Here is a 24,003-nt window from a genome sequence, read left to right as displayed (position 1 = left end):
GAGGCGGCCGCCGCGCACGCGCGTCCCTGTGGACGGTGCGCCGGGGCCGTAGGGCTACAGGCGCTCGACCACCGTCGCGATGCCCATGCCGCCGCCGACGCAGAGCGTGACGAGGCCGTACCGCTTGTCCTGGCGCTCCAGTTCGTCGATGACGGTGCCGAGGATCATCGCGCCGGTGGCGCCGAGCGGGTGGCCCAGGGCGATCGCGCCGCCGTTGACGTTGATCTTGTCCAGCGGGAGGTCCAGGTCGCGGGCGAAGCGCAGGACGACACCGGCGAACGCCTCGTTGATCTCCACGAGGTCGATGTCGTCGATCGTGAGCCCGGCCTTGGCGAGCGCCTTGCGGGTGGCGGGCGCCGGGCCGGTGAGCATGATGGTCGGCTCGGAGCCGGAGACCGCGGCGGAGACGATCCGGGCGCGCGGGGTCAGTCCGTACCGCTCGCCGACCTCCTTCGTGCCGATCGCGACGAGCGCCGCGCCGTCGACGATGCCGGAGGAGTTGCCCGCGTGGTGTACGTGGTCGATCTTCTCCACCCAGTGGTACTTCTGCAGCGCCACCGCGTCGAAGCCGCCCATCTCGCCGATGCCGGCGAACGAGGGCTTGAGCGCTGCGAGGCTGTCCGCGGTGGTGCCGGGGCGCAGGTGCTCGTCGTGGTCGAGGACGACCAGGCCGTTGCGGTCGCGGACGGGGACGACGGAGCGGTCGAAGCGGCCGTCCTTCCAGGCGTCGGCGGCCCGCTCCTGGGAGAGCGCGGCGTACTCGTCGACGTCGCGGCGGGAGAAGCCCTCGATGGTGGCGATGAGGTCGGCGCCGATGCCCTGCGGGACGAAGCCCGTCTCGTAGTTGGTCATCGGGTCGGCGAACCAGGCGCCGCCGTCGGAGGCCATCGGCACCCGCGACATCGACTCGACGCCGCCCGCGAGTACCAGGTCCTCCCAGCCCGAACGGACCTTCATCGCGGCCATGTTGACGGCCTCGAGGCCCGAGGCACAGAAGCGGTTCTCCTGTACGCCCGCGACCGTGTCGGGCAGCCCGGCGGCGATGGCCGAGATACGGGCGATGTCGGAGCCCTGGTCCCCGACGGGGCCTACGACGCCGAGCACGATGTCGTCGATCGCCGCCGGGTCGAGGCCGGGGAAACGGTTACGGATTTCGTGGATCAGACCGACCACGAGGTCGATCGGCTTGGTGCCGTGCAGGGCACCATTGGCCTTGCCGCGCCCGCGCGGGGTGCGGATGGCGTCGTACACATACGCTTCGGTACTCAAGACAGCAGCCTTTCAATGAGGGTCAGGCGAGAAGAGAACGGCCGATGATTTCCTTCATGATCTCGGTCGTGCCACCGTAGATCGTCTGGATACGGCCATCCGTGAAAGCCCTGGCGACGCGGTATTCCGTCATATAGCCGTAGCCGCCGTGCAATTGCAGGCAGCGGTCGGCGACGCGCTTCTGCAGTTCGGTGGCCCACCACTTGGCCATCGACGCGTGTACGGCGTCGAGTTCCCCGTTCGAGTGATCCACAATGCAGCGGTCGAGGAACGTACGGGTGACAGCGCATTCGGTGGCCATTTCGGCGATCTCGAACCGGATGTGCTGAAGCTTGGAGAGCGGCCGCCCGAAGGCCTCGCGCTCCTTGACGTACTGGGTGGTGATCTCGAGCAGATACTCTGCGGCGGCGATTCCGGCGACCGCTATGCCCATTCGCTCCTGCGCGAGATTGGTCATCAGATGGATGAAGGCGCCGTTCAGCTCGCCGAGCAGATTCTCCTTGGGGACGCGCACGTCATTGAAGAACAGCTCGGCCGTGTCCTGGGACTTCTGGCCGATCTTGTCGAGGTTGCGGCCGCGCTCGAAGCCGTCCATGCCGCGTTCGACGACCAGCAGCGAGAGGCCCTTGGCCCCGCCCTCTGGGGTGGTCTTGGCGACGACGACCACCAGGTCGGCGAGGATGCCGTTGGAGATGAAGGTCTTGGAGCCGTTGAGGATCCAGTGGTCTCCACGGTCCTCGGCGGCGGTGCGGATGCCCTGGAGGTCGGAACCCGTGCCCGGCTCGGTCATCGCGATGGCGGTGATGATCTCGCCGCTGCAGAAGCCGGGCAGCCAGCGCCGCTTCTGCTCATCGGTCGCGAGGCCGGTGAGGTAGGGGCCGATGATGTCGTTGTGCAGTCCGAGCGCGAGCCCGGCCGCACCCGCCCGGGTGAACTCCTCGGCCAGGACGGCGCTGTAGCGGAAGTCGGCGTTCCCGCCGCCTCCGTACTCCTCGGGCACGGCGAGTCCGAGCAGTCCCTGCTTCCCCGCGGCCAGCCAGGCGTCCCGGCTGACGATGCCGTCCTTCTCCCACTGCTCGTAGTGCGGAAGGACCTCCTTGGCGAGAAAGGTCCGGACGGTCTCGCGGAACGCGTCGTGCTCGGCGGTGAAGATCTGACGCTTCAACTCTCGCCCTCCTTGGCGGGCTCGGCGAGGCCGGGCAAATCCCAGTCGCGGGCCACTTCTGCGGTGTCGGCGCCCGGCTGGGCGGGGCCCCGGTAAACGGAGCCGGGTGTTGCGGAGAAGCGGGGCGCGGGCGCGGGCTGGGTGAGTCCGCCGTGGTCGACGAAGGTTCCGCGGGCCGCGAGATGCGGGTGCGAGGGGGCTTCCCGCAATGAGAGCACCGGTGCGACACAGGCGTCCGAGCCCTCGAAGACGGCGGTCCACTCTTCGCGCGTCCTGGTCTTGAAGCGGGCGGCGACGGCGGCGCGCAGCTCGCCCCAGCGGGCGAAGTCCTTACGCGCCGGAGCCTCGTCCTTGATGCCGAGCAGCTCGATGAACTCGGTGTAGAACTGCTGCTCCAGTGCGCCGACCGCCATGTACTCGCCGTCGGCGGTCTCGTAGTTTCCGTAGAAGGGGCAGCCGCCGTCGAGCAGATTCGCCCCGCGCCGGTCCTGCCAGCCGCCTGCCGCCATCATCCCGTGGATCATCGTTGCGAGATGGGCGGCCCCGTCGACGATCGCCGCGTCCACGACCTGGCCGGCCCCGCCCTCACTGCGGGCGTGTTGCAGGGCCGCGAGTACTCCGACGACAAGATAGAGCGAGCCGCCGGCGTAGTCGCCGACGAGGTTGGCCGGGACGGCCGGCGGCTCGTCGGGCTTACCGATCATGCCGAGGGTGCCGGTGACGGCGATGTACGCGATGTCGTGTCCGGCGCGCTGGGCGAGCGGTCCCTCCTGGCCCCAGCCGGTCATCCGCCCGTACACCAGGCGCGGATTGCGGGCGAGGCACTGCTGCGGCCCCACGCCGAGCCGTTCGGCGACGCCGGGCCGGTAGCCCTCGATCAGCACGTCGGCCCGCTCGACCAGGTCGAGGACTTGGCCGGGGCCGTCCGCCGCCTTGAGGTCGATCAGCACAGAGCGCTTGTTGCGGTTGGTGAGGTCGTACGCCGGATCGATGCTCAGCCCCGAGCCGCCGGGCCGGTCGACCCGTACGACATCGGCGCCGAGGTCGGCCAGGAGCATGGCGGCGAACGGACCGGGCCCGATGCCCGCCAGTTCGACCACTCGCACTCCGGCCAGCGGGCCGGTGCCCATCGCTGCCATCAAGCCCCCAGCACTGTGACACAACTGATGTAACACCAGTGATGGTAAGAACGCGTTCCACTCGGCACAAGGCCCCGGGCCGAGCAAGCGCTTAGAGTTGTCCGCAGCCTACTCCCGTACGGCGGCACGCTCGGATCGCCGTGGCGCCCCGGCGCGGCGGACGATCCGGCCGGGCGGCCCGGCATGTTACCGATGGGAAACGCATCTTCTTCCCGACCCCGTTCGCACGCTAGCCTCAGCCACCGACACGACCGCGGGGGCAACGGCGGAGGGGCCATTGAACAGGCAGAACGGGACCGGTCGCGCGCAGCGCCCGTACGACATCGTGCTCTTCGGAGCGACGGGCTTCGTCGGCGTGCTCACCGCGGAGTACCTCGCGGCGCACGCGCCCGACGGATGCCGCTGGGCCGTCGCGGGCCGCAGTCGGCAGAAGCTGGAGCGGCTGCGTGAGCGCCTTGCCGCCAGGCATCCCGGCTGCGCCGAGCTGCCGCTGATCGAGGCGGCCGCGGACGACCCCGACGCGCTGCGCGAACTCGCCGAGTCCACTCATGTGGTTGCCACGACGGTCGGCCCCTACATCTGGTACGGCGAGCCGCTGGTCGCCGCCTGCGCGGAAGCCGGGACCGACTACGTCGATCTGACCGGCGAGCCCGAGTTCGTGGACCTGATGTACGTACGCCATGATGCGCGGGCCCGGGAGACCGGGGCGCGGCTCGTCCACGCCTGCGGCTTCGACTCCGTCCCGCACGACCTGGGGGCGTACTTCACCGTCCAGCACCTTCCCGAGGACGTGCCGCTGCGCGTCGACGGGTTCGTACGCTCCAACGCCACCTTCTCCGGCGGGACGTTCGCCTCCGCGCTCACCGCGATGGGCCGCGGCCGGCAGATGCTGCGCGCCGCGCACGACCGGCGGCTGCACGAGCCGCGGCTGGTGGGACGGCGGGCGCGGGCCCCGCTCGGCGGGCCGCGGTTCAGCCGGGAGACCGGCGCGTGGGCGCTGCCGCTGCCGACGGTGGACCGGCAGATCGTGGCGCGCTCGGCGCGGGCACTGCCGCGGTACGGTCCGGACTTCCGCTACCGGCACTACGCGGCGGTCCGCACGCTTCCCATGGCGGCGGGTGGTACGGCGGCCGTGGGAGCGCTCTTCGGTCTGGCTCAACTGCCGCCTGCCCGGCGCTGGTTGTCGGACCGGATCAAGCCGGGCGAGGGTCCGGACGAGCGGCGCAGGGCGAAGAGCTGGTTCTCGGTGCGTTTCGTGGGCGAGGGCGGCGGACGCACGGTGTTCACGGAGGTCTCGGGCGGCGATCCGGGCTACGACGAGACGGCGAAGATGCTCGCCGAGTCGGCGCTGTGCCTGGCCTTCGACCAACTGCCGGGCGCCGCGGGGCAGGTCACGACGGCGGTCGCGATGGGTGACGCGCTGCTGGAGCGGCTGCAGGCGGCCGGCATCCGGTTCCGGGTGGCCGCCACGCGCTGAGGAGCCCGGGAGCCGGCCGCGGACATGTGCGGCAGGTCAGCCGGTCAGCCGGTCAGCACCGCGTAGACCATCGATCCCACCCAGCCGAAGCCCGCGAGGGCGGCCAGGATGAGCACGGCCGTCACGATGCGCTCGACGGGGTGGGTGGTGATCTCGGTTGCGCTGTGCGTCGTCTGAGTCGTCATGCCAGGGAGGATGCCGATCGCGCCCGGCTCCTGACATCCGCTCAGATACTCAGTTCGCAGACGCTGGTACCTAGGTACTCCCTTCGCTGCCTGGGCAGTTACGTAGTCGCCTCCGCAAGGGCGCGCCGGCACAGCCGGTCCGCCAGCCGCGTGCTCTCGGGGAGCCGGTAGCCGGGCGCGAGGCGGAGGGTGTGTGCGCAGGCGTTGTCGAGCGTCGTGCGGTGGCCGACGGAGACGAACACCGGCTTGACGCCGTCCTGGGTGCGCAGCGCGCGGCCGACCTCCTCGCCGTCGTCCGCGCGCAGCGGCGCGAAGTCGCCCCGCCTCGGCCCGAGTTCGCCGTAGCTGAAGGCGAAGGGGTTCTTGGCGACACCGATCACCGGCAGCCCGGTCAGTACGCCGAGATGGCTGGCGAGCCCGAAACGGCGGGGGTGCGCCCGGCCGTAGCCGTCGCAGACGACGAGGCCGGGGTCCCGGGTGAGGGACTCCAGCGCGGCGAGCACGGCCGGGATCTCCCGGAAGGCCAGCAGCCCGGGCACGTAGGGGAAGGCGACCCGGCCCACCGCGGTGGCCTCCTCGACGACCGTGAGCGTCGCGGCGTCCAGGACGACGGCCGCCGCGGCGACGACATCGCGCTCGTCGTCGTACGCCACATCGACGCCGGTCACCAGGCCCGTACCCGGCTCCGGGCCCGGCTCGTCCAGGACGACGTGCGTGCGCAGCTCGTCCTGGACGGCCAGGGCCGCACTCTCGTCGGCGGGCCAGTCGGCGGGCGTCTCGATGATCTTCATGATGCCGTCCACCCTACGACCGCCGCTCGATATCGACGTGACGTAGCCTGGCGATCATGTTCGTACTGGAATTGACCTACACCGCACCGGTCGAGCGCGTCGACGAGCTCCTCGATGCGCATGTGGCCTGGCTGGACGCGCTGTACGAGGACGGCGTGTTCATCGCGTCGGGACGCAAGAACCCCCGCGACGGCGGGGTGATCCTGGCCGTCGGGGACGACCGCGCGCGGATCGAGAAGATCGCGGCGGCCGACCCCTTCACGGTCGGCGGCGTGTGCGAGTACCGGATCACGGAGTTCATCGCGACGAAGACCGCGCCCGAACTCGCCCCGTACAAGCAGCAGTTGCCCTCGTAGCCCTAGAACTCCAGCCGCGCGACGCGGCCCTTCTCGCCCGATGCCCAGCACCCGAAGTCGGGCGTGCAGTCCACCGTGTCGTACGAACCGGTGTCGACCGTGCGCCAGCTGCGGCCGCCGTCCAGGGTCAGATCGGTCCCGGTCGGTCCGACGGCGAGCGCGGCCGACCTGCTGTGCGGCAGCCAGGCCACGCCGGAACGGTAGGCCGGCGGCGGTGTCTTCGACTGCTGCCAGCTGCGGCCGCCGTCCCCGCTGACCGCTCCGGCGTTCGGGGACGCCTGGCCGGCGCGGTAGTCGCCGCCGACGGCGATGCCATGGGCACGGTCACGGAAGGCGAGCCCGAAGACCCCACGCGCCGGGTCCCCGGCCGGGACGGTCGATTCGGCGACGGTCCAGTTCAGGCCGCGGTCGGCGGAGTGCAGCACGCGCGCCGTGGCGCCGCCGCCGGTCGCCAGCCAGACGTCCTTCGGTCCTGAGCTGACCAGGCACTGGCCGCTGGCGGCGAAGGCCGCCTCGCCCGGCAGCGCCGTCGGCATACCGGCATTCGGCAGCACCTTCCACGACTCTCCGCCGTCGCCGGTGGACAGGATGCGGTACTTGCCGTCCACCGGGTCGCTCATGGCGAGGCCGTGCCGGCTGTCGAAGAAGGTGACGCAGTCGTAGAAGGCCTTCGGGTCGGTATTGCGGAAGGACTCCGTCCAGCTCGCCCCGCCGTCCTCGGTGCGAAAGACCCGGGACGCCTCGCCCTCCCCGATTGCCAGCACCACCGCGCGCCGGCTGTCGAATGCCTCGATGTCGCGGAACTCCAGCTCGCCCGCCCCCGGCGGGGAGACGTTCCGCCAGCTGCCGCCGCCGTCCGCGGTGCGCAGCACGGTGCCTTTCGAGCCCGCGACCCAGGCGGCCTTGCGGCTGACGGCCGCGAGACCCCTGAACCGTACGTCGGCGCCGGTGTCCTTCAGGCTCCAGCTCGGCCCTTTCGCGCTGCCCACACCGCTACCGGTCTGCTCGGCCGCCTGCGCCGGTGCGGCCAGCGCCGCGGCCACCGCCGCCGCGCACAGTCCCACCGACACCGTTCGTCTCGTCTTCCCCATGGACGTCATGGCGCTGGAAGCTAGCCCACGGGCCGGACCCCGTCCAGGGTGCGGCCGGTGGCCCGCGTTCATACGCTGGGCCCATGTCCCAACCCAAGGAGTACGAGGGCCGGGAGGCCACCGTCACCTTCGAGCCGCGGCGCTGTCTGCACGCGGCCGAATGCGTACGAGGCCTCCCGCAGGTCTTCGACCTCGACCGGCGGCCGTGGGTGCAGCCCGACGGCGCCGCCGCCGACCGCGTCGCCGAGGTGGTGCGCCGCTGCCCGTCCGGCGCCCTGCAGTACCGGCTGTCCGACGGCGCCGCGGAGGAGCCCGACCGGCCGACCACCGTCAGCCGGTCCGTCGCCGGGCAGCTCGTCATGCGCGGCGATCTCGACATCCGCACCGCGCACGGCGACCGGCACGAGACGCGAGTGACGCTGTGCGGCTGCGGTGCGAGCGGCAATGAGCCGTATTGCGACCATTCGGGGCCCTGCGCCGAGCGGTGACGCAGGTCACCCTCCCTCCCGATGCACGGAATCCCTCTGTCTGTCGTCTCTCCCGGTGCAAGGGAGACGTCAGCGAGCCGCGCAAGAAGGAGCAGGCCTTGTCCACCGTCATCGAGCAGGCCGTGCAGGCCCGCCTGGTCGCCTCCGCGCCCCAGATGGAGTCGGTTCCGATAACGCTGCGTTACGACCGCGAGGATCCCTTCGCCGTACGCATGGCCTTCCCGCCTCCGGCGACGCTGGAGGGCAACGAAGTGTCCTGGGCGTTCTCGCGGGAGCTGCTCGCGGCGGGCATCGACGCTCCGGCAGGCGTCGGTGACGTACGCGTCAGGCCCTACGGCTACGAACGCACGGTGGTGGAGTTCCACGCCCCGGAGGGTGTGGCGATGGTGCATGTCCGCACCAGCGACCTGCGCCGCTTCCTCAGGCGCGTCCACGGCATGGTGCCCACCGGCCGTGAGCATCTCTACCTGGATCTCGACCACAATCTGGCCGAGCTGCTGCGCGACGCCTGCTGACTTCGGCCGGCTTCGACCGTCGGACGATAATTCGTTGACGCCGCCAGAGCCCCCTCGTACGGTGTACAGCGGTCCTGTTGTCGTCGATTGGAGTAGGACGTTGCTCGTCTGAGGTCCTGAGACACCGTGCGTCACAGCTTCTTCAGCCATGCTGTGCGCTTCGCGTGCGACCTCGGCGTTCGAGCCGTCCTCGGCATTCGAGCCGTCCTCCCCGACCGGGCTCTTTCCCTCTTTGTCCCGGCGGCCGTCGCCCGCGCCGCGGTGTCTCCACCCGTTGCCCATGCCCTTTTCCACGCAACCGGGAGACCCGTATGTCTACTGTCCCCACGCACATCACCTGCTCCTCCCTCACCTTCGCCTGGCCGGACGGCACCGGGGTACTCGACGACTTCCAACTGGCGGTCGGCCCGGGCAGGACCGGCCTCACCGGACTCAACGGATCAGGAAAATCAACGCTGTTGAGGCTGATCGCCGGTGATCTGACACCGACGGGCGGAACGGTCCGCACCACGGGCGAGCTCGGCTACCTTCCGCAGAACCTGGTGCTCGACACCGCACTGCGGGTCGACCAAGTGCTGGACATCGCCGGGACGCGCGCCGCGCTGCACGCCATCGAAGCGGGCGATCCGAGCGAGGAGCACTTCACGGCGGTCGGCGACGACTGGGACGTCGAGGAGCGGGCGCGCGCCACCCTCGACCAGCTCGGGCTCGGCCATGTCGGCCTGGACCGGACCATCGGCGAGGTGTCGGGCGGCGAGGGCGTTCTGCTCCGGCTCGCCGCTCTGTTGCTGGCCAGGCCGGATGTGCTGCTGCTCGACGAGCCGACCAACAATCTCGATCTGTACGCGCGCAGAAGGCTGTACGAGGCGGTCGCCGCCTGGTCCGGCGTGATGGTCGTGGTCAGCCACGACCGTGAACTGCTCGAGCTGGTGGACCAGATCGCCGATCTGCGCGACGGGGAGGTCACATGGTACGGCGGCAACTTCTCCGCGTACGAGGAGACGCTCGCCGTCGAACAGGAGGCCGCGGAGCGCATGGTGCGCGTCGCAGAGGCCGACGTACAGCGGCAGAAGCGTGAACTGGCAGACGCCCAGATCAAGTTGGCCCGCCGCAAGCGGTACGGACAGAAGATGTGGGACTCCAAGCGTGAGCCGAAGATCGTCATGGGTGCGCGCAAACGCGCGGCCCAGGAGTCGGCGGGCAAGCACCGCATCATGCACACGGAGAAGCTCACGGAGGCGAGGGAGCGGCTCGACGAGGCCGTGGACGCGGTCCGGGACGACGACGAGATCCGTGTCGAGCTGCCGTACACCAAGGTCCATCCGGGCCGGGGCGTACTGCGGCTGAGCGAGCTGCGACTGCGCTACGGAGCCGAGGTGAAGGGAGAGTTCGAGGTCCGCGGCCCCGAGCGGATCGCGCTGGTCGGCCGCAACGGAGCGGGCAAGACGACTCTGTTGCGCACGATCACCGGCGAGCTTGCGCCGGTCGCCGGCGAGGCGGTGGCCGAGGTCCCGCTGCGCTTTCTGCCGCAGCGGCTCGATGTGCTGGACGACGGGCTGAGCGTGGTGGAGAACGTGGCGCGGTTCGCGCCGGACGCCACCAACAACCGGATCAGGGCGCGGCTCGCGCGCTTCTTGTTCCGGGGCGCACGCGCCGACCAGCTCGCCGGAACGCTGTCGGGCGGGGAGCGCTTCCGCGCGGCGCTCGCCGCACTGCTGCTCGCCGAGCCGGCGCCGCAGCTGCTGATGCTCGACGAGCCGACGAACAATCTGGACATGGCGAGTGTGCGGAAGCTGACGGCGGCACTGGAGTCGTACGAGGGGGCGCTGATCGTGGTGAGTCATGATGTGCCGTTCCTGGAGTCGATCGGCATCACGCGCTGGCTGCTGCTGGACGGCGAACTCCGTGACATCACCACGGACGAGGTACGGGAGGGTGAGCTGCCGATGGCGTGACCACGCGCCTCGCGCCGGGGATTCCATCGCCCCGGGGCGGCGGGTCATGATGGGCCGACCGGACCGCATACCCCCTGGAGAACCCCCCGTGCCCAGCAGGAAAGCCCTGATCCGCCGCCCCAGCCCGCGCCTCGCCGAGGGCCTGGTCACCCATATCGAGCGCTCCCCGGTCGACGTCGATCTGGCGCTCCAGCAGTGGGAGACATACGCCGAGACCCTACGTGAGCACGGTTGGCAGACCGTCGAGACGGAGCCGGCCGACGACTGCCCGGACAGCGTCTTCATCGAGGACACCGTGGTGGTGTTCCGTAATGTCGCGCTGATCGCCCGGCCGGGCGCCGAGTCCCGCAGGCCGGAGACGACGGCCGTCGAGGAGACCCTCGCCCGTCTCGGCTGCTCGGTGAACTGGGTGTGGGAGCCGGGCACCCTCGACGGCGGCGACGTCCTCAAGATCGGCGACACCATCTATGTGGGCCGCGGCGGCCGGACGAACGCGGCGGGGGTGCAGCAGCTGCGCGCCGCCTTCGAACCGCTCGGCGCCCGCGTCGTGGCCGTGCCCGTGAGCAAGGTGCTGCACCTGAAGTCGGCCGTGACCGCCCTGCCGGACTCCACCGTCATCGGTTACCCGCCGCTGGTCGACACCCCGTCCGTCTTCCCCCGCCACCTCCCGGTGCCCGAGGAGTCCGGCGCGCACGTGGTGCTGCTCGGCGGCGGGAAGCTGCTGATGGCGGCGAGTGCGCCGAAGACGGCGGAGCTGTTCACGGATCTCGGCTACCAGCCCGTGCCGGTGGACATCAGTGAGTTCGAGAAGCTCGAAGGCTGCGTGACCTGCCTCTCCGTACGCCTTCGTGACCTGTACGCATAACAGAACGTAACCGGACATCCATCCTGCGGGCTTGGCCCATGGCTTACTGCGGCTTTAACCTACGGTTTCGTAACCTACGAATCCGTAAGTAACTCTCCCGTCCCCAGGAGCACCCGTGACGATCACCTCTCCCCACCTCGGCAGTTCGGAAGCGTGGACAGACGCCCGACTGCTGTTCGCGCTGGAAGAGGTGGTGGAGAAGGAACTCAACCGCCATCTCAAGGTCGCCAAGGACTGGATGCCGCACGAGTACGTCCCGTTCAGCGACGGCCGCAACTTCCCCGGCATCTTCGAGGACGGCCAGGCCTGGGAGCCCGAGCAGTCCAAGGTCACCGACATCGGCAAGATCGCGCTGGTCGTGAACCTGCTGACCGAGGACAACCTCCCCAGCTACCACCACGAGATCGCCAGCCTCTTCGGCCGCGACGGCGCCTGGGGCACCTGGGTGCACCGCTGGACGGCGGAGGAGGGCCGGCACGGCATCGTGATGCGTGACTACCTGCTCACCTCGCGCGCTGTCGACCCGGACAAGCTGGAAGAGTTCCGGATGGCGCACATGGCGGAGGGCTTCGAGTCCGACAACCGCCACTCGATGCTGCACTCGGTGGCATACGTCGCCTTCCAGGAGCTCGCCACGCGCGTCTCGCACCGCAACACCGGCCACCAGTCGGGCGACCCGGTCTGCGACCGGATGCTGGCGCGGATCGCGACCGACGAGAACCTGCACATGGTCTTCTACCGGAATCTGCTGGGCGCGGCCTTCGAGATCGCCCCCGATCTGACGATGCAGGCCGTGCGTGACGTGGTGGTCAACTTCCGGATGCCGGGACACGGCATGCCGGGCTTCGAGCGGGCCGCCGCGCAGATGGCGATCGGCGAGATCTACAACATGCGGATCCACCACGACGACGTGCTCCAGCCGGTGCTGCGCTTCCTCAAGGTGCTGGACATCGACGGTCTCGGCCCGGAGGGCCTGAAGGCGCAGGAGGAGCTCGGCCTGTACATGGGCGGGCTGGACTCCGAGGCGCGCAAGTTCGACGAGAAGCTCGCGGCGCGCAAGGCGCGGATGGCGGCGCGGGCGGCGGGCTGACCGTCCCGGCCGCTCCCCCGGCCGCTCGGGTCATTCGTACGCCGTCACCCTGCCCAGGGCCGCATCGCGCACGTCCGCGTCCGCATGGCGGCGCAGCTTCCGCAGCTGTACCCGCCACGGCTCGGTCCAGGAGGTGCGGGAGCCGGCGGCCGAGACGAGCGTGACGGCGAGAAGACCTTCCGTGTGGCCGCCGGCACCGGCGAGCTGCCTGGCGGCCGCGAGCAGCGTCCCGGTGTCGCCGGGCCCCTGCCTGCCGCCGATCCGCTTCTCCAGCAGGTCGGCGGTGCGCACGACGAGTGCGGGGCGGCCCTCGTGGAGGCTGACCAGCCGGTCGAAGGCAACGTGCAGCTCTGCCGCTTCCGCGTTCAGATCGAGAGATTCCACCAGCAGGGCCGCGGCCTGCGGGACGAAGGCGTCGTGGCGCGCCAGCAGCTCCGCGGCAGCCGTCAGTACCGGGCGCAGCGCGCCGGGCCGCCACACCGTCTCCCGGGAGAGCCTCGCCACGAGGTATTCGACACGGCGGCGGGCGGGCCGGTCACGCTCCGACCCCGCCTCGTCCACGTCGTACGCGTCGTCCGCGGCCGCCGTATCGGCCGTGACCAGCGCCTGGAGCGCGCGCTCCACGGCACGGCCTGCTTCCGGGCCGGAAGGCGCGGCGGAGGCGAGCCCGTCCGCGGCGGCGTGCCAGGACTGCCGCTTGTCCAGCCGGGTGACCGCGGCCACCAGGACGGCCGAGGCATCGGGCGACCAGGGCACCCAGCGCGCGACCGCCTCGTACGCGAGTGCGGCGAGCTCCGCGTCCTCGGTGTCGCACACCTCCCGGACCAGGCGGGCGTAGCGGGGCCGGTCCGGCTCCGGCAGATCCATCGGCAGCACCCGGAGCACGGCGGTACGCAGCACCGTGTCGCCGGCCGCCGCTTCTTTCAGCAGCTGCCAGGTCCGTTGGTCGCCGAGCAGCGGGGCGGAGAAGGCCACACACGCGGCGCGCACATCCCGGTGCTGGTCCCGCATGGCGTACGCGTCGGCCAGCACACCCGCCGCCTCGGGCAGCGGCAGCCGGGTGGCCGCCAGCCGTACGGCCTCCTTTCGGCTGGTCACCTTGGCGGTGCCGGGCACCAGTACGCCGCTCAGCAGCGCGCCGAGCCGTGACGGCCTTGCGTACCGGGAGGCGCGGGTGGCCGCGTACACGGCGACGCGCGCCCGGTCGCCGCCCGCGTGGGCGAGCAGTTCGGACAGCACGTCGGCGGGCCGGTCGGTCCACGCCAGCGCGGCGATGGCAGCCTCCGCGAGCACCACGTCCTGCGACTCTGTCCAGCGGCGCGTCACGTCGGCGCCCACGTCCGGGATCCGCGCGGCGGACATGAGAGCGGACGCACGCGCGTACAGCGGAAGCGATTCGTCGTACGCCGCGCGCTCCAACTGGCGTGCGGCTGCACGCTGTTGACGTGCGGTCCAGCGCCGGACATCGACACCCACCGGCACGGTCCAGTGGGTGCCCCTGGTCAGGAATCGCCCGTACGGCGGGGTGTCACCCAGCAGCCGGTAGAGCAGATCGGTACGGCGCGTGCTCAACACCGCTACGACAGCGGGGAGTACGGCGGCCGAGGGCTCGTGGATGACGAGCCGCTCCACACGCTGGTCACGTCCGCGGTGCGGTTCGAGCCAGAGCCCGGCTGCGGCCTGTGCGGTGGAGTTGTCGCCGAACCGGACGGCCTGCCAGAGCAGCTCCTGCAACTCCGGCATTCCGGCCGCGCGTCGGCCGACCGCGCGGGCGAGTGCGAAGGCGAGGCTGAAGTCGGCCTTCTCCGCGCCCGCCTCGATCCAGGGGCGCAGCGCCTCGAAGACCGCATGCTCCTGGTCGCGGCGCAGGGTGCGGTCCAGCCGGCCGAGATCGGCGCCGCCGGTGCTTCCCGAGATGCGTACAAGGGTGCGCAGCGCCCAGTTCACCAACTGCCGCCGACCGGTTGCGGCATGCTCGCGCAGCACGGCGATGGCGAGGCGGCTCAGCGCCTGGCGGGTGTCCGGGGAGGAGTCGCGGGCTGCCACGGCGTCGGTCGCCACGCGATCGAGGTGCGGCTCCGCGTCCTCGGTGAAGAGTGCGGGCGGGGTGGCGGCGAGCGCGTGCATCGCGGCCGAACGCACCGGGTCCTGCTCGTTGCACAGCCGAGACATCTCCTGCAGTACGGCGGTGACGGCGTCGGGGTCGCCGGAGCGCCCGGCGTTGCGGATCAGCAGCGGCCAGGCCTCGACACGATCCTCCGCCGACGCACGGTGCGTGGCGGCGACGAGCTGCTCGCGCGCCTGCGCGACGGGCAGATAGGACTCGGCGAGCAGCACCGAACTCCAGCCCGCTCCACGCTCCTTGGCCCGGTCCGCCGCACGGCGCGCCTCCCCCGCCACGTAATTGCGCGGCAGTACGTCAAGAAGCTCGGCGTTCACAGTGCACGCCTCGGGCCCGCGCTCCGCGAGCACGGCCTCGTGGAAGGCTCCGCGGCGGGCCGGCGGGTGAGCTTTGACGAGCCGCGCGTACTCGTCGTAGTGGGCTGCCATGACCTGGCCCAGCTCGACGAGCAGATCCTGCGGTGCGTGACGTACCAGGTGCCGCAGGACGGCCGGACGCAGCGATGTGCCGCGGCGGATGGCGTGGCCCTCGGGGGCGAGCAGCATGCGGACCACGCGCGCCGGGTCGGCCCTGGTCAGCGCCGGGATGCTCGGGCGCAGTTGGACGGGCAGGGCCGCGGGTCCATGCCGCAGAAGCAGATCGAGGACGCGCAGCGGGTCGGCGGTGGTGACGGAGGCGACAGCATCGGCGTACCGCTGCCACCAGCCGTCGCGCAGCGCCTCGGGGAGCGCGGACAGTTCACGCTCCGCGGTGTCGAGGAGAGCTCCGGGATGGCGGGCGCCGAGCCCCGTCCAGCCGCGTACGGCATGGAACAGGGCGGGCAGCAGCCGCGCGACGGTTCCGGCCCCGCACCCCGGCAGCAGCCGAGCCGCCTCGACGTCGCCCCAGGTCTCCCGGATCCCGTCGATGACGCGGTCGGCGAGCGCGGAGCGGCGCGCGGCGACTATCGCGTGCAGCAACTGCTTGCGTACGGCGGCGGGGGCGTCGTCGAGAGCGGCGACGAAGGCGTCGTCGGGCACGCCGAGGCCCGTGGCCACGCGCAGGGCCTGGCCGCGGACGAACGAGTCCGGGTCCGCGAGCCGGGCTCCGACCCACTCGGCGTCCCCGCCCACGGCGGCCGCGACGACGGCGAGACCACGCTCATAGGGGCCGCGCTCATCGAGCTCGGCCACCAGCGGTCGCAGCTCCGCCGGGTTCATCTCCCTTGCTTTCGCGGCGAGTTCACTCATACGCAGTGGGTACGGAAGGGGGTCGAGCGCGTCCAGCAGGCGGTCCGCCTGGTGCAGGGGAGTGTGAGCCATGGAGGGATTCTGCCTGCTGAGTCGTCCCGGCGGGCGGTCAGGTGGTCGCCAGGCGCAGCGTGAGCGCGACGATGGCGAGGGGGCCTTGCAGGAGCAGGTACTGTACGGGCCGCCGCCGCTGGGCCCCGGCGCTGCACCGCTGGACCGCCTGATCGCCTACGGTCGGGCCCGCATCGGCTTCCTGACCGGACACCGCGAGACCGCCCGCGCCGCACAACGAGGCGGCGGGACGGGGCGGGAGGTGGCCGCCGCCTCGGCCGGGATCAGTTCTGCGCCTGCTTGAGGCGGTACCGCTCCTTCTCCGACAGCCCGCCCCACACCCCGAACCTCTCGTCATGAGCCAGCGCGTACTCCAGGCACGCCACTCGCCCCTCGCACGCCCCGCACAGCTGCTTCGCCTCGCGCGTCGACGAGCCAGGGGCCGGGAAGAAGAATTCCGGGCCCGCCTGGGCGCACAGCGCGGTCTCCTGCCAGGAGAGTTCCTGGTCAGTGGTGGTGTTGATCGGCATGCGGGACACGTTCCCCCGTGGCGATAAACGCCGGGTCAATGAAGCATCAACGACCCCATGGTTTTCGGCCACCGCCCCCGCATCAGCCGTCCGTCTGCACTCCCTGCATCAGGCCTCCGTCTGCACCCCCTGCATCACCGCGAAGCGCGCGCCCGCCGGGTCCGCCAGCTTGGCGAAGCGGCCCACGCCCTCCATGTCGACCGGTGCCAGCCTGACCTTGCCGCCCAGCTGCTGCGCCCTGGCCACCGACGCGTCGCAGTCCTCGACCTCGAAGTACGGCAGCCAGTAGGGACCGTCCGTCTCCACCGGGTCCGCGGCCAGTGGGACGATGCCGCCGAACATCGCCTCCGCGCCCGCGCCCGCCGGGTTGACCATCGTGTACGAGCCCGTACCGTCCGGCAGCGGCATCGTCGATGTCTCCCAGCCGAAGATTCCGCTGTAGAAGTTGAGACCCGCGCCCGGGTCGTCGGTGTACAGCTCCGCCCAGCACAGCGTGTTCGGATCGTTGACGACGTCGAGGCCCTTGATCCGGCCCGGCTGCCATGTCGCGAAGCCCGCGCCCGCCGGGTCGGTGAAGACCGCCATGCGGCCCATGTCGAAGACGTCCATCGGCTCGAACAGCACCGCGCCACCGCCCTGCTCGACCGCCTTGGCCGTGGCGTCGGCGTCCGGCGACTGGAAGTAGATGGTCCAGCCCGGACCACCCTGCTCGGGGCCGACCGTCATGCCGCCCGCGACGGTCTTGCCGTCCAGCTGGTACATGCCGTAGCCGCCGGCCTCGGGGCCCGCCGACTGGAAAGTCCAGCCGAACAGGCCGCCGTAGAAGGCGTTCGCCGCCTCGATGTCGGGCGTGCCGAGATCGAGCCAGTTCGGGGTGCCTGTGACGAAACGGGTGGTGAGCATGGTGCGCTCCTTTGGGGGATCCCGCTGTCTGACGTCCCCGAGTCTGCTACCGATCCCGCACCGGCGCATCCAGAGTCGGCCCGGTACACGAAATCCCGCTGGGCCCAGCAGCGACTCCAACTCCGAAGTCCACACGTCTACCTCATCCAGTACCTCATCCAGCGGTCGTCGAGGCGGGTGCGAGGCGGGCGACCTGGGATGAAGCCGTGAAGTCAGCCGTGACGCCCTCTTCGGTAGGAGCGAGAGGGGCAGATCTGCCCCTGCGCCCCGCGATGCTGCGGCCTGGGCCGTTCGACGAGCAGGTGCCGTCGCCCTCGGCGTTCGCCGGACCTCAGCTCTGGGCCGTGGACGTCATGGACTGCCGTGCGGCCGCGTGGCGGGCAGCGCCGGGTGTGCTGGATGGTCAGGAGCAGGCGCGGCTCGCTAGGTTCCGGCAGGCCGCCGACCGGGATCGGTACGTCTGCGCCCATGTCGCGCTGAGGCTTCTGCTGGGCGCGTATCTGCGGGTGGCACCCGCGGACGTGGAGCTTGTACGCAAACCCTGCCCGGGGTGTGGGGGGCCGCACGGCAGGCCGGCCGTGCCCGGCGACCCGGTGCACTTCTCGCTCTCGCACAGCGGGCAGTTCGCGCTGCTCGCGTTCGCTCGTACGCCTGTCGGCGCGGACGTGGAGCGGGTGGTGACCGCGCGGGCGGCCGTCGACAGCGTGCTCGGCACCCTGCATCCCGAGGAGATCCGCGAGCTGCACGCACTTCCCGAGGATGCCAGAGGCGCCGCGTTCACTCGGCTATGGGCTCGCAAGGAGGCGTATCTGAAGGCCCTGGGCACGGGGCTGAGCCGCGGTCTCGCGACGGATCACATCGGTTCGGCGGCACGGCACCCCGCCGGCTGGTGGCTGGCGGACGTGGTCGTGCCGGATGCCGGTTACGCGGCCGCAGTGGCCCTGCACACCGGAGCGGAGGCGGGTCACGCCGCTCCTCGTTCTTGGTGAGCCGGGAACGAGGAGCGGCGTGACCCGTGCGGGATCAGGCGGTGCAGTAGCGGCGCAGGTACTCGCCGGTCGCGGAACCGTCCGCCTTCAGCAGTTCCGTCGGTGTGCCGGTGAAGACCACCTCGCCGCCGTGCTTTCCGCCGTCCGGGCCGAGGTCGATGACCCAGTCGGCCTGCCGGACGATGTCGAGGTTGTGCTCGATGACGATGACCGTATTGCCCCGGTCCACCAGCCGGTTCAACAGCGCGACGATGGTGTCGACGTCCGACATGTGCAGTCCGGTCGTCGGCTCGTCGAGTACGTAGACACTGCCGGAGCGGTGCAACTGGCCGACGAGCTTCAGGCGCTGGCGTTCACCGCCCGACAGTGTGCTCAGCGACTGGCCCAGGGTGAGATAGTCCAGGCCCACGTCGAGCAGTCCGGCCAGCTTCTGGTGCACCTCGCGCTCGGTGAAGAACTCGACGGCCTGTTCCGCGGGCAGTTCGAGTACGTCCGCGATGGACTTGCCGCGCAGCTGGTACGCCAGCACGTTCTCTTTGAACCTGCGGCCGTCGCACGAATCGCAGTGCGTGCGCACGGGATCCATGTACGCCAGTTCGGTGACGATCTCACCGCGGCCCTTGCACTCGTCACAGGCGCCCGCGGAGTTGAAGCTGAACAGGCCGGCCTGCGCCCCGCTCGCCTTGGCGAAGAGCTTGCGGATGGAGTCCATCACGTCGAGGTGACTTGCCGGCGTGGACCGGGAGGACGCCTTGATGGCCGACTGGTCGACGTAGATCGTCTCCGGGTAGGCGCTCATGAAGGCTCCGGCGACCAACGAGCTCTTGCCCGAGCCGGCGACGCCGGTGACGGCCGTCAGCACACCGGTGGGAAGACTCACCGAGACGTTCTTCAGATTGTGCAGACCGGCGCCCTCGATCAGCAGGTTCCCGGTCGCCGCGCGCACGGGGTCCTTGACCGAACCGGTCCGGCGCAGGCCGGCGCCGGTGAGCGTATCTGCCTCCTTGAGCTCCGTGAACGGGCCTTCGAAAACGATCTCGCCGCCGTGCACACCGGCGCGCGGACCGACATCGACGACATGGTCGGCGATCTCGATGACGTCGGGGTCGTGCTCGACGACCAGGACCGTGTTGCCCTTGTCCCGCAGCTCCCGCAGCAGGTCGTTGAGCCGGCCGACGTCCCGGGGATGCAGACCGGTGCTCGGCTCGTCGAAGATGAAGGTCATGCCGACGAGGCTGCTGCTCAGGTGGCGCACCATCTTCAGCCGCTGCGCCTCGCCGCCGGAGAGCGAGGTGGTCTGCCGGTCCAGGGACAGATAGCCGAGGCCGATCGCCGAGATCCGCTGAAGGGCCGTGCTGATGCCGTCGGCGATCGGTGTCGCCACCGGATCGTCGATGGTGGCGAGGACGTCGATCAGGTCGCTGACTTCCATGCGGGACCAGTCGGCGATGGTGTGCGGGCCGATCTTCGTGGCGAGTGCCTTCGGGTTCAGCCGTGCACCCTCGCAGGCCGTGCAGTCGCCCAGGGTGATGAATCGTTCGACGTTGGCCCGGCCCCGCTCGCTCAGTGAGCTCAGATCGCGCTTGAGATTGGTGCGGGCGAAGCGGGCCACGACGCCTTCGTAGTTCAGTGCCGCGGTACTGTTCGCGGTGCTCACCGTGACTTTGTCGCCGCTGCCGTGGGTCAGCATGTGCCACTCGTCATCGGTGTAGTCGCTGAGCCGCTTCGCGTTGTCGAAGTGGCCGGAATTGCCGTACAGCTGCCAGTCCATGCTTCCCACCTTGTGAGTGGGAAGCTGTATCGCGCCTTCGTCGAGCGACTTCGTACGATCAAGCATGCGCTCCACGTCGACACGGCGTGCCTGTCCGAGGCCGTCGCATTCGAGGCACATGCCCTGGGGGTCGTTGAAGGAGTAGACGGAAGGCGGGTTGTACGGCGTGCCATGGCGGGAGAAAAGCACCCGTATGCTCGAGTAGATGTCGGTCATCGTGCCCACCGTCGAGCGGGCGTTGCCGCCGACCGGCTTCTGGTCCACGACGACCGGAGCCGTGAGGTTGCTGATCATGTCCGCGTGTGGCCGCTGGTACTTGGGCAGCTGGTTGCGGATGAACCAGCTGAAAGTACCGTTCAGTTGCCGCTGTGCCTCCACGGCCACGGTGTCGAATACGATGGAGGACTTTCCCGATCCGGATACCCCGGTGAAAACAGTGATTTGATTCTTCGGTAACCGCAGTGTCACGTCTTTGAGGTTGTTCTCACGCGCACCGACAATGAGGATACGGTCTTCATTCTCTCCCATACCCGGAACGGTACCGAAAACTAGTCGAGTCGCGCTGCTGGAACGGGCAATTCCGCTATATGAGTTGGGTCGGCGGCGGGTGGGAGAATCTGCCCCGCCGCACCGCCCTTCCTCATTATCGCCTCAGCGGATTGAGTGCGGCCTCGCCGATCTTCGAGCGGAGTTCGGGGTCGGTCACTCCGAGTCCCTCCCCCGGGGCCAGACACAGGACCCCGACCTTGCCGATGTGCTGGTTCAGCTGCACCAGCCGGGCCGCTTCACCCACGTCGTCCAGCGGGTGGACCTCGGAGAGCACCGGTACGAGCTTGCCGAGTCCGAACAGACGGTTGCACTCCGCCTGTTCCATGAGATTGGCCGCGTGGCTGCCGACGATGCGCTTCGAGTGCATCCACAGATAGCGGTTGTCGTACTCGTGCTGGTACCCCGTGGTGGAGCCGCAGGTGACCACGGTTCCTCCGCGACGCACGACGAACACCGAAATGCCGAATGTGGCCCGGCCGACGTAGTCGAACACCACGCTGGGGTCTTCGCCGACCGCCTGGCGAATGGCGCGTCCCAAGCGCTTGCCCTGCTCGATGATCTCGTCCCCTGTAACGGCGGTGCCCACTCCGAGTTCCGACCGGTCGAGGACCACGTCGCAACCGAGCGCGCGCAATGCACGGGCCTTCTCCTGCGAACCGACCACGCCGATAGGAATGCCGCCTGCCTGCTTGACCAGTTGCACGGCAAAGGCGCCGAGGCCCCCGGTCGCGCCCCAGATCAGCACCACGTCACCCAGCTTGATCCGGGCGCCCTTGTCGCTGATCAGCATCCGGTAGGACGTGGCTGCCGTGAGCAACGTGCCGGCCGCCTCTTCCCAGGTCAGATGGCCCGGCTTGGACAGCAGCTGGCTCGCTTTCACGACGGCGAAGTGGCCGAGTCCGCCGAAGTTGGTCTCGTAGCCCCAGATCCGCTGTTCCGAGCCCAGCATGGCGTCGGCATGCGTCGCCGGCTCGTGGTCATCCACCTGCACGCAGCTGACCACGACGTGGTCGCCGACGCCCCAGCGGCTGACGGCGGCACCGGTACGCACCACGACGCCCGCCCCGTCGGATCCGACGACGTGGTACGGAAGGTCGTGCCGCGCGGCGAAGCCGCCCTGTCGCCCTAGACGGGTGAGGAAGCCGAAGGTCGGCAGCGGTTCGAAGGTCGCCGACCAGACGGTGTTGTAGTTGATGGCACTCGCCATCACCGCCACCAGCACCTCGTCGGGAGCCAGTTCGGGCATGGGTACTTCGCCGACGTGCAGCGACTTGCGTACGTCCTTGTCGGCGACGCCGTCGAAGATGCCGACGTCCTCCATCCGCAGATGTGCCGCTGTGTACGCCGCGGGCAGGGGCGTGTTCGCCAGGTCCTGGGCCGGCGCCCCTGCCAGTACCGCTTCGCTCAAGGCGTCCATGGCTGTCGCTCCTCTCGGGCGGTCCGCTCGGTGCCCGCGCACGGCACGACGCCGGCGGTCACGACGCGGGGGTGTTCTCGTCGAGGTAGCGCTGCCGCTCGACGTACAGCTCTGATTCGCTCTCGGCCAGCTGGCGCAGCTCCCGGACGTGCTCCTGGAAGTCCGGCTCGGCAACCGCGGCCCGCAGCGCCTGGACGTTCTCCCAGCGAGCGATGTTCACGTAACGCTTCGGGTCGTCGACGTGCCGGGACAGGGTGTAGCCCAGAATGCCCGGCTGCGCCGTCATGAACTCGGCGATGCGGGCGAAGACCTTCTCGAAGTCGTCCGGTTCGCCGGCGACCGTGAACCTGTTGACGAAGGTGACATTGCCCGCGCGGTCGCCCTGGTTGGCCATGGTGGTCTCCTTGTGCGGTGTGAGGATGGCGATCAGTCTTCGGCGGCGCTCTTGAAGGCCGGTCGAGGTCGGGCGGACAGCGCGTGCAGGCAGGCGACCAGGCTGCGGGCCTCCACATTGAGGTAGTGGCTGTGGCGCAGCAGGGCGGACAGCTGGGCCAGCGTCACCCACCGGTAGCCAGGACGACCGGCGTCGAAGTCCTCCGCGACCTCCACCACTTGGTAGCGGTTGCGCGCGTGGAAGAACCGGCCGCCCTCCTCCGAGTGCACGGCGTCGAACCGGATCTGCTCCGGGCGGGCGTCCAGCACCTCGGTCAGATACGGCGGGCGTTCGCCGCCCGGCAGCGCGTCGTGGTTCGACGGGGTGCACTGCACGGTGGGAGCGAGTTCGACGACGTCGACGAATCCCGGCTCGGCCTTCGCCTGTACGAGCACCTGCAGCACCCCGTCGGTCTCCTTCACGAGGAAGGCGCACACGCCTTCGTCGCAGGGCTGGATCATGGGCTGGGACCAGGTGCGGACCTCCCGGCCGACAGCCGACACCCGGACCCCGACGACGCTGAAGAACGCGCCGTCGGCACGGGCTATCCTGCCGTCCGCGCGCCGCCAGCCCCCTACGTCCCGCATCGGTATGCGCTCTGCGTGGCTGTCGAGCCCCGAGCGGACCTCGGTGATCCAGCCGAGCAGGGCGCTCATGGTGTGCGGTTCGGCCGCCTCGGGCTCGCAGGACCGGACGAGAGAGGAGGTGAACGGGCTCGCGACCGTGCTGCCGTAGGCACCTGACAGCCCGGTGCCGGCGAAGGGCAGGCAGGACAGCGCGGTGCGGGCGTCCATGTTCACCAGGTCGTCGGCAGCGAGGAGCCGGTGCAGCTGACCGAGCGTCAGCCAGCAGAAGCCGTCCCGCAGTTCGACGTCCACTTCCACGCGCACCACCATGTTGCGGTTGCGCTTGCGATGGAACCAGGAACCCTGCTCGGACTGCCGGACATCCGCGAGCACATGGTGGCGCGAGGTGTCGCGGAAGTAGTCGAGATAGGGCACCCGCGCGCCGCGGTGCACGCGGGTGAAGTTGCTGCGGGTGGCCTGCACGGTCGGCGACAACTGGAGTCCGTTGTGGTTTCCCGGCTCGATCTTGGCCTGCATCAGGAAGTGCAGGACTCCGTCGAACTCCTTGGCCAGGATGCCGAGTATGCCCACCTCGGGCTGGTTGAGGATCGGCTGCTGCCACCTGCTGACAGGCGCCTCCGGGATCCGTACGTCCAGGCCCTCCACGGAGAAGAAACGCCCGGACTCGTGCGCGATGTTGCCGGTCACCGGATCGGTGTGCCAGCCGGCGAGCTCGTCCAGCGGGATGACCCGTACCTCCATGGACGAATGCCGTTTCTGGTCGGCGAGCCACTGGTCGAAGCGGCCGAAATCGGGGAAGAGTCCGGACGTCGCCGTTGCGGATCTCGCGATCTGCAGGGGCACGGTGTCCCCGTGATCCTGCCCTCGCAGTCCGGCCGTCGGGAAAAATGTCGTCAAGGCGGGGCTCCCAGGAGTGCCTGATCGCTCGGCAGGGTTTCCCGCCACGGTCGTCCCGGGGGCTCGACATAGCCTCCAGCCGTGCTCGAACGGTCAGGGCCGGCCGTACCGGCGCCCGGGTGCCAGGGCAGTCGAACCG

Annotated in this window: 22 protein-coding genes; 9 read left to right on the top strand and 13 right to left on the bottom strand. The window is 70.2% G+C overall.

Going from position 1 to position 24,003, the window contains the following annotated elements:
- Window positions 1–54: 54 nt before the first annotated feature.
- Genes ACH492_RS03765 through ACH492_RS03755 form a run of 3 tightly spaced genes read right to left on the bottom strand, consistent with a single transcriptional unit; the run spans window position 55 to window position 3,573 of the window.
- Window positions 55–1,269 carry an acetyl-CoA C-acetyltransferase gene (locus ACH492_RS03765; protein WP_398982381.1) on the bottom strand — a complete coding sequence of 405 codons (1,215 nt, stop codon included), beginning with the start codon at window positions 1,267–1,269 and terminating at the stop codon, window positions 55–57.
- 22 nt (window positions 1,270–1,291) lie between these two features.
- The gene (locus ACH492_RS03760; protein ID WP_398982379.1) at window positions 1,292–2,434 is read right to left on the bottom strand and encodes an acyl-CoA dehydrogenase family protein; all 1,143 of its coding nucleotides are present in this window, start codon (window positions 2,432–2,434) and stop codon (window positions 1,292–1,294) included.
- A complete protein-coding gene (locus ACH492_RS03755) occupies window positions 2,431–3,573 on the bottom strand; it encodes a CaiB/BaiF CoA transferase family protein (protein WP_398982377.1) in 1,143 nt (380 codons plus the stop codon). Before ACH492_RS03755 ends, ACH492_RS03760 begins: the two co-directional genes overlap by 4 nt.
- Window positions 3,574–3,850: 277 nt before the next feature.
- Between ACH492_RS03755 and ACH492_RS03750 the strand changes: the two genes are divergently transcribed.
- Window positions 3,851–5,050, top strand: coding sequence for a saccharopine dehydrogenase family protein (locus ACH492_RS03750; protein WP_398982375.1), 1,200 nt, complete (start codon window positions 3,851–3,853; stop codon window positions 5,048–5,050).
- Window positions 5,051–5,094: 44 nt separating this feature from the next.
- On the opposite strand, the gene mmpA is transcribed toward ACH492_RS03750, so the two are convergent.
- Window positions 5,095–5,235 carry a morphogenic membrane protein MmpA gene (gene mmpA / locus ACH492_RS03745; RefSeq protein WP_398982373.1) on the bottom strand — a complete coding sequence of 47 codons (141 nt, stop codon included), beginning with the start codon at window positions 5,233–5,235 and terminating at the stop codon, window positions 5,095–5,097.
- A 98-nt stretch (window positions 5,236–5,333) separates the two neighbouring features.
- Window positions 5,334–6,026: an endonuclease V gene (locus tag ACH492_RS03740; protein WP_398982371.1), complete on the bottom strand. Its 693-nt coding sequence runs from the start codon at window positions 6,024–6,026 to the stop codon at window positions 5,334–5,336.
- Window positions 6,027–6,082: 56 nt separating this feature from the next.
- On the opposite strand from ACH492_RS03740, the gene ACH492_RS03735 reads away from it, so the two are divergent.
- Window positions 6,083–6,382, top strand: coding sequence for a YciI family protein (locus ACH492_RS03735; protein WP_398982369.1), 300 nt, complete (start codon window positions 6,083–6,085; stop codon window positions 6,380–6,382).
- 2 nt (window positions 6,383–6,384) lie between these two features.
- On the opposite strand, the gene ACH492_RS03730 is transcribed toward ACH492_RS03735, so the two are convergent.
- The gene (locus ACH492_RS03730) at window positions 6,385–7,482 is read right to left on the bottom strand and encodes a WD40/YVTN/BNR-like repeat-containing protein (RefSeq protein ID WP_398982367.1); all 1,098 of its coding nucleotides are present in this window, start codon (window positions 7,480–7,482) and stop codon (window positions 6,385–6,387) included.
- Between the two features lie 74 nt (window positions 7,483–7,556).
- Here ACH492_RS03730 and ACH492_RS03725 point away from each other — a divergent pair, with 74 nt between their 5' ends.
- From ACH492_RS03725 to ACH492_RS03705, 5 genes are all read left to right on the top strand, one after another.
- Window positions 7,557–7,961, top strand: coding sequence for a (4Fe-4S)-binding protein (locus tag ACH492_RS03725; protein ID WP_398982365.1), 405 nt, complete (start codon window positions 7,557–7,559; stop codon window positions 7,959–7,961).
- Between the two features lie 98 nt (window positions 7,962–8,059).
- Window positions 8,060–8,476 (top strand): SsgA family sporulation/cell division regulator, encoded by a 417-nt coding sequence (locus ACH492_RS03720; RefSeq protein WP_398982363.1) that lies wholly within the window; start codon window positions 8,060–8,062, stop codon window positions 8,474–8,476.
- Between the two features lie 311 nt (window positions 8,477–8,787).
- Window positions 8,788–10,431, top strand: a complete 1,644-nt coding sequence (locus ACH492_RS03715) for an ABC-F family ATP-binding cassette domain-containing protein (RefSeq protein WP_398982361.1) — start codon at window positions 8,788–8,790, stop codon at window positions 10,429–10,431.
- An 88-nt stretch (window positions 10,432–10,519) separates the two neighbouring features.
- On the top strand, window positions 10,520–11,296 hold the full coding sequence (gene ddaH / locus ACH492_RS03710) for a dimethylargininase (protein WP_398982359.1): 777 nt from the start codon (window positions 10,520–10,522) through the stop codon (window positions 11,294–11,296).
- Between the two features lie 115 nt (window positions 11,297–11,411).
- Window positions 11,412–12,386, top strand: coding sequence for an acyl-ACP desaturase (locus ACH492_RS03705; protein ID WP_398982357.1), 975 nt, complete (start codon window positions 11,412–11,414; stop codon window positions 12,384–12,386).
- A 30-nt stretch (window positions 12,387–12,416) separates the two neighbouring features.
- Here ACH492_RS03705 and ACH492_RS03700 read toward each other — a convergent pair whose 3' ends face one another.
- A complete protein-coding gene (locus ACH492_RS03700; RefSeq protein WP_398982355.1) occupies window positions 12,417–15,809 on the bottom strand; it encodes a hypothetical protein in 3,393 nt (1,130 codons plus the stop codon).
- Here ACH492_RS03700 and ACH492_RS03695 point away from each other — a divergent pair.
- Window positions 15,808–16,092, top strand: coding sequence for a hypothetical protein (locus ACH492_RS03695; protein ID WP_398982353.1), 285 nt, complete (start codon window positions 15,808–15,810; stop codon window positions 16,090–16,092). The genes ACH492_RS03700 and ACH492_RS03695 overlap by 2 nt on opposite strands.
- Here ACH492_RS03695 and ACH492_RS03690 read toward each other — a convergent pair.
- Both ACH492_RS03690 and ACH492_RS03685 read right to left on the bottom strand, forming a co-directional pair.
- A complete protein-coding gene (locus tag ACH492_RS03690) occupies window positions 16,073–16,318 on the bottom strand; it encodes a WhiB family transcriptional regulator (protein ID WP_307660006.1) in 246 nt (81 codons plus the stop codon). The two genes, ACH492_RS03695 and ACH492_RS03690, sit on opposite strands and share 20 nt — an antisense overlap.
- Before the next feature lie 108 nt (window positions 16,319–16,426).
- Window positions 16,427–17,221, bottom strand: a complete 795-nt coding sequence (locus ACH492_RS03685; RefSeq protein ID WP_398982351.1) for a VOC family protein — start codon at window positions 17,219–17,221, stop codon at window positions 16,427–16,429.
- Window positions 17,222–17,493: 272 nt separating this feature from the next.
- Here ACH492_RS03685 and ACH492_RS03680 point away from each other — a divergent pair, with 272 nt between their 5' ends.
- On the top strand, window positions 17,494–18,210 hold the full coding sequence (locus ACH492_RS03680; protein WP_398982349.1) for a 4'-phosphopantetheinyl transferase family protein: 717 nt from the start codon (window positions 17,494–17,496) through the stop codon (window positions 18,208–18,210).
- Between the two features lie 34 nt (window positions 18,211–18,244).
- On the opposite strand, the gene ACH492_RS03675 is transcribed toward ACH492_RS03680, so the two are convergent.
- The 4 genes from ACH492_RS03675 to ACH492_RS03660 all read right to left on the bottom strand — a co-directional run bounded on the left by ACH492_RS03675 (window position 18,245) and on the right by ACH492_RS03660 (window position 23,864).
- Window positions 18,245–20,509 carry an ATP-binding cassette domain-containing protein gene (locus ACH492_RS03675; RefSeq protein WP_398982347.1) on the bottom strand — a complete coding sequence of 755 codons (2,265 nt, stop codon included), beginning with the start codon at window positions 20,507–20,509 and terminating at the stop codon, window positions 18,245–18,247.
- Between the two features lie 115 nt (window positions 20,510–20,624).
- On the bottom strand, window positions 20,625–21,947 hold the full coding sequence (ccrA, locus tag ACH492_RS03670; protein WP_398982345.1) for a crotonyl-CoA carboxylase/reductase: 1,323 nt from the start codon (window positions 21,945–21,947) through the stop codon (window positions 20,625–20,627).
- A gap of 58 nt (window positions 21,948–22,005) precedes the next feature.
- On the bottom strand, window positions 22,006–22,341 hold the full coding sequence (locus ACH492_RS03665) for an antibiotic biosynthesis monooxygenase family protein (RefSeq protein ID WP_398982343.1): 336 nt from the start codon (window positions 22,339–22,341) through the stop codon (window positions 22,006–22,008).
- Window positions 22,342–22,373: 32 nt separating this feature from the next.
- Entirely contained in the window at window positions 22,374–23,864 is a 1,491-nt protein-coding gene (locus ACH492_RS03660) for an NDP-hexose 2,3-dehydratase family protein (protein ID WP_398982341.1), read from the bottom strand.
- Window positions 23,865–24,003: the final 139 nt, after the last annotated feature.

The sequence above is a fragment of the Streptomyces sp. NPDC019443 genome, assembly GCF_044389785.1.
In the GTDB taxonomy this organism is placed as follows: Bacteria; Actinomycetota; Actinomycetes; order Streptomycetales; family Streptomycetaceae; genus Streptomyces.
This window is presented reverse-complemented; position numbering and strand designations above follow the sequence as displayed.

Excerpts from the sequence above, each read along its gene's own strand:
- ACH492_RS03755 (WP_398982377.1), bottom strand. The coding sequence starts at position 3,573 with ATGGCAGCGATGGGCACCGGCCCGCTGGCCGGAGTGCGAGTGGTCGAA.
- mmpA (WP_398982373.1), bottom strand. The coding sequence starts at position 5,235 with ATGACGACTCAGACGACGCACAGCGCAACCGAGATCACCACCCACCCC.
- ACH492_RS03740 (WP_398982371.1), bottom strand. The coding sequence starts at position 6,026 with ATGAAGATCATCGAGACGCCCGCCGACTGGCCCGCCGACGAGAGTGCG.
- ACH492_RS03735 (WP_398982369.1), top strand. The coding sequence starts at position 6,083 with ATGTTCGTACTGGAATTGACCTACACCGCACCGGTCGAGCGCGTCGAC.
- ACH492_RS03730 (WP_398982367.1), bottom strand. The coding sequence starts at position 7,482 with ATGACGTCCATGGGGAAGACGAGACGAACGGTGTCGGTGGGACTGTGC.
- ACH492_RS03725 (WP_398982365.1), top strand. The coding sequence starts at position 7,557 with ATGTCCCAACCCAAGGAGTACGAGGGCCGGGAGGCCACCGTCACCTTC.
- ACH492_RS03715 (WP_398982361.1), top strand. The coding sequence starts at position 8,788 with ATGTCTACTGTCCCCACGCACATCACCTGCTCCTCCCTCACCTTCGCC.
- ACH492_RS03695 (WP_398982353.1), top strand. The coding sequence starts at position 15,808 with ATGGAGGGATTCTGCCTGCTGAGTCGTCCCGGCGGGCGGTCAGGTGGT.
- ACH492_RS03700 (WP_398982355.1), bottom strand. The coding sequence starts at position 15,809 with ATGGCTCACACTCCCCTGCACCAGGCGGACCGCCTGCTGGACGCGCTC.
- ACH492_RS03690 (WP_307660006.1), bottom strand. The coding sequence starts at position 16,318 with ATGCCGATCAACACCACCACTGACCAGGAACTCTCCTGGCAGGAGACC.
- ACH492_RS03685 (WP_398982351.1), bottom strand. The coding sequence starts at position 17,221 with ATGCTCACCACCCGTTTCGTCACAGGCACCCCGAACTGGCTCGATCTC.
- ACH492_RS03680 (WP_398982349.1), top strand. The coding sequence starts at position 17,494 with ATGCTGCGGCCTGGGCCGTTCGACGAGCAGGTGCCGTCGCCCTCGGCG.
- ACH492_RS03675 (WP_398982347.1), bottom strand. The coding sequence starts at position 20,509 with ATGGGAGAGAATGAAGACCGTATCCTCATTGTCGGTGCGCGTGAGAAC.
- ccrA (WP_398982345.1), bottom strand. The coding sequence starts at position 21,947 with ATGGACGCCTTGAGCGAAGCGGTACTGGCAGGGGCGCCGGCCCAGGAC.
- ACH492_RS03665 (WP_398982343.1), bottom strand. The coding sequence starts at position 22,341 with ATGGCCAACCAGGGCGACCGCGCGGGCAATGTCACCTTCGTCAACAGG.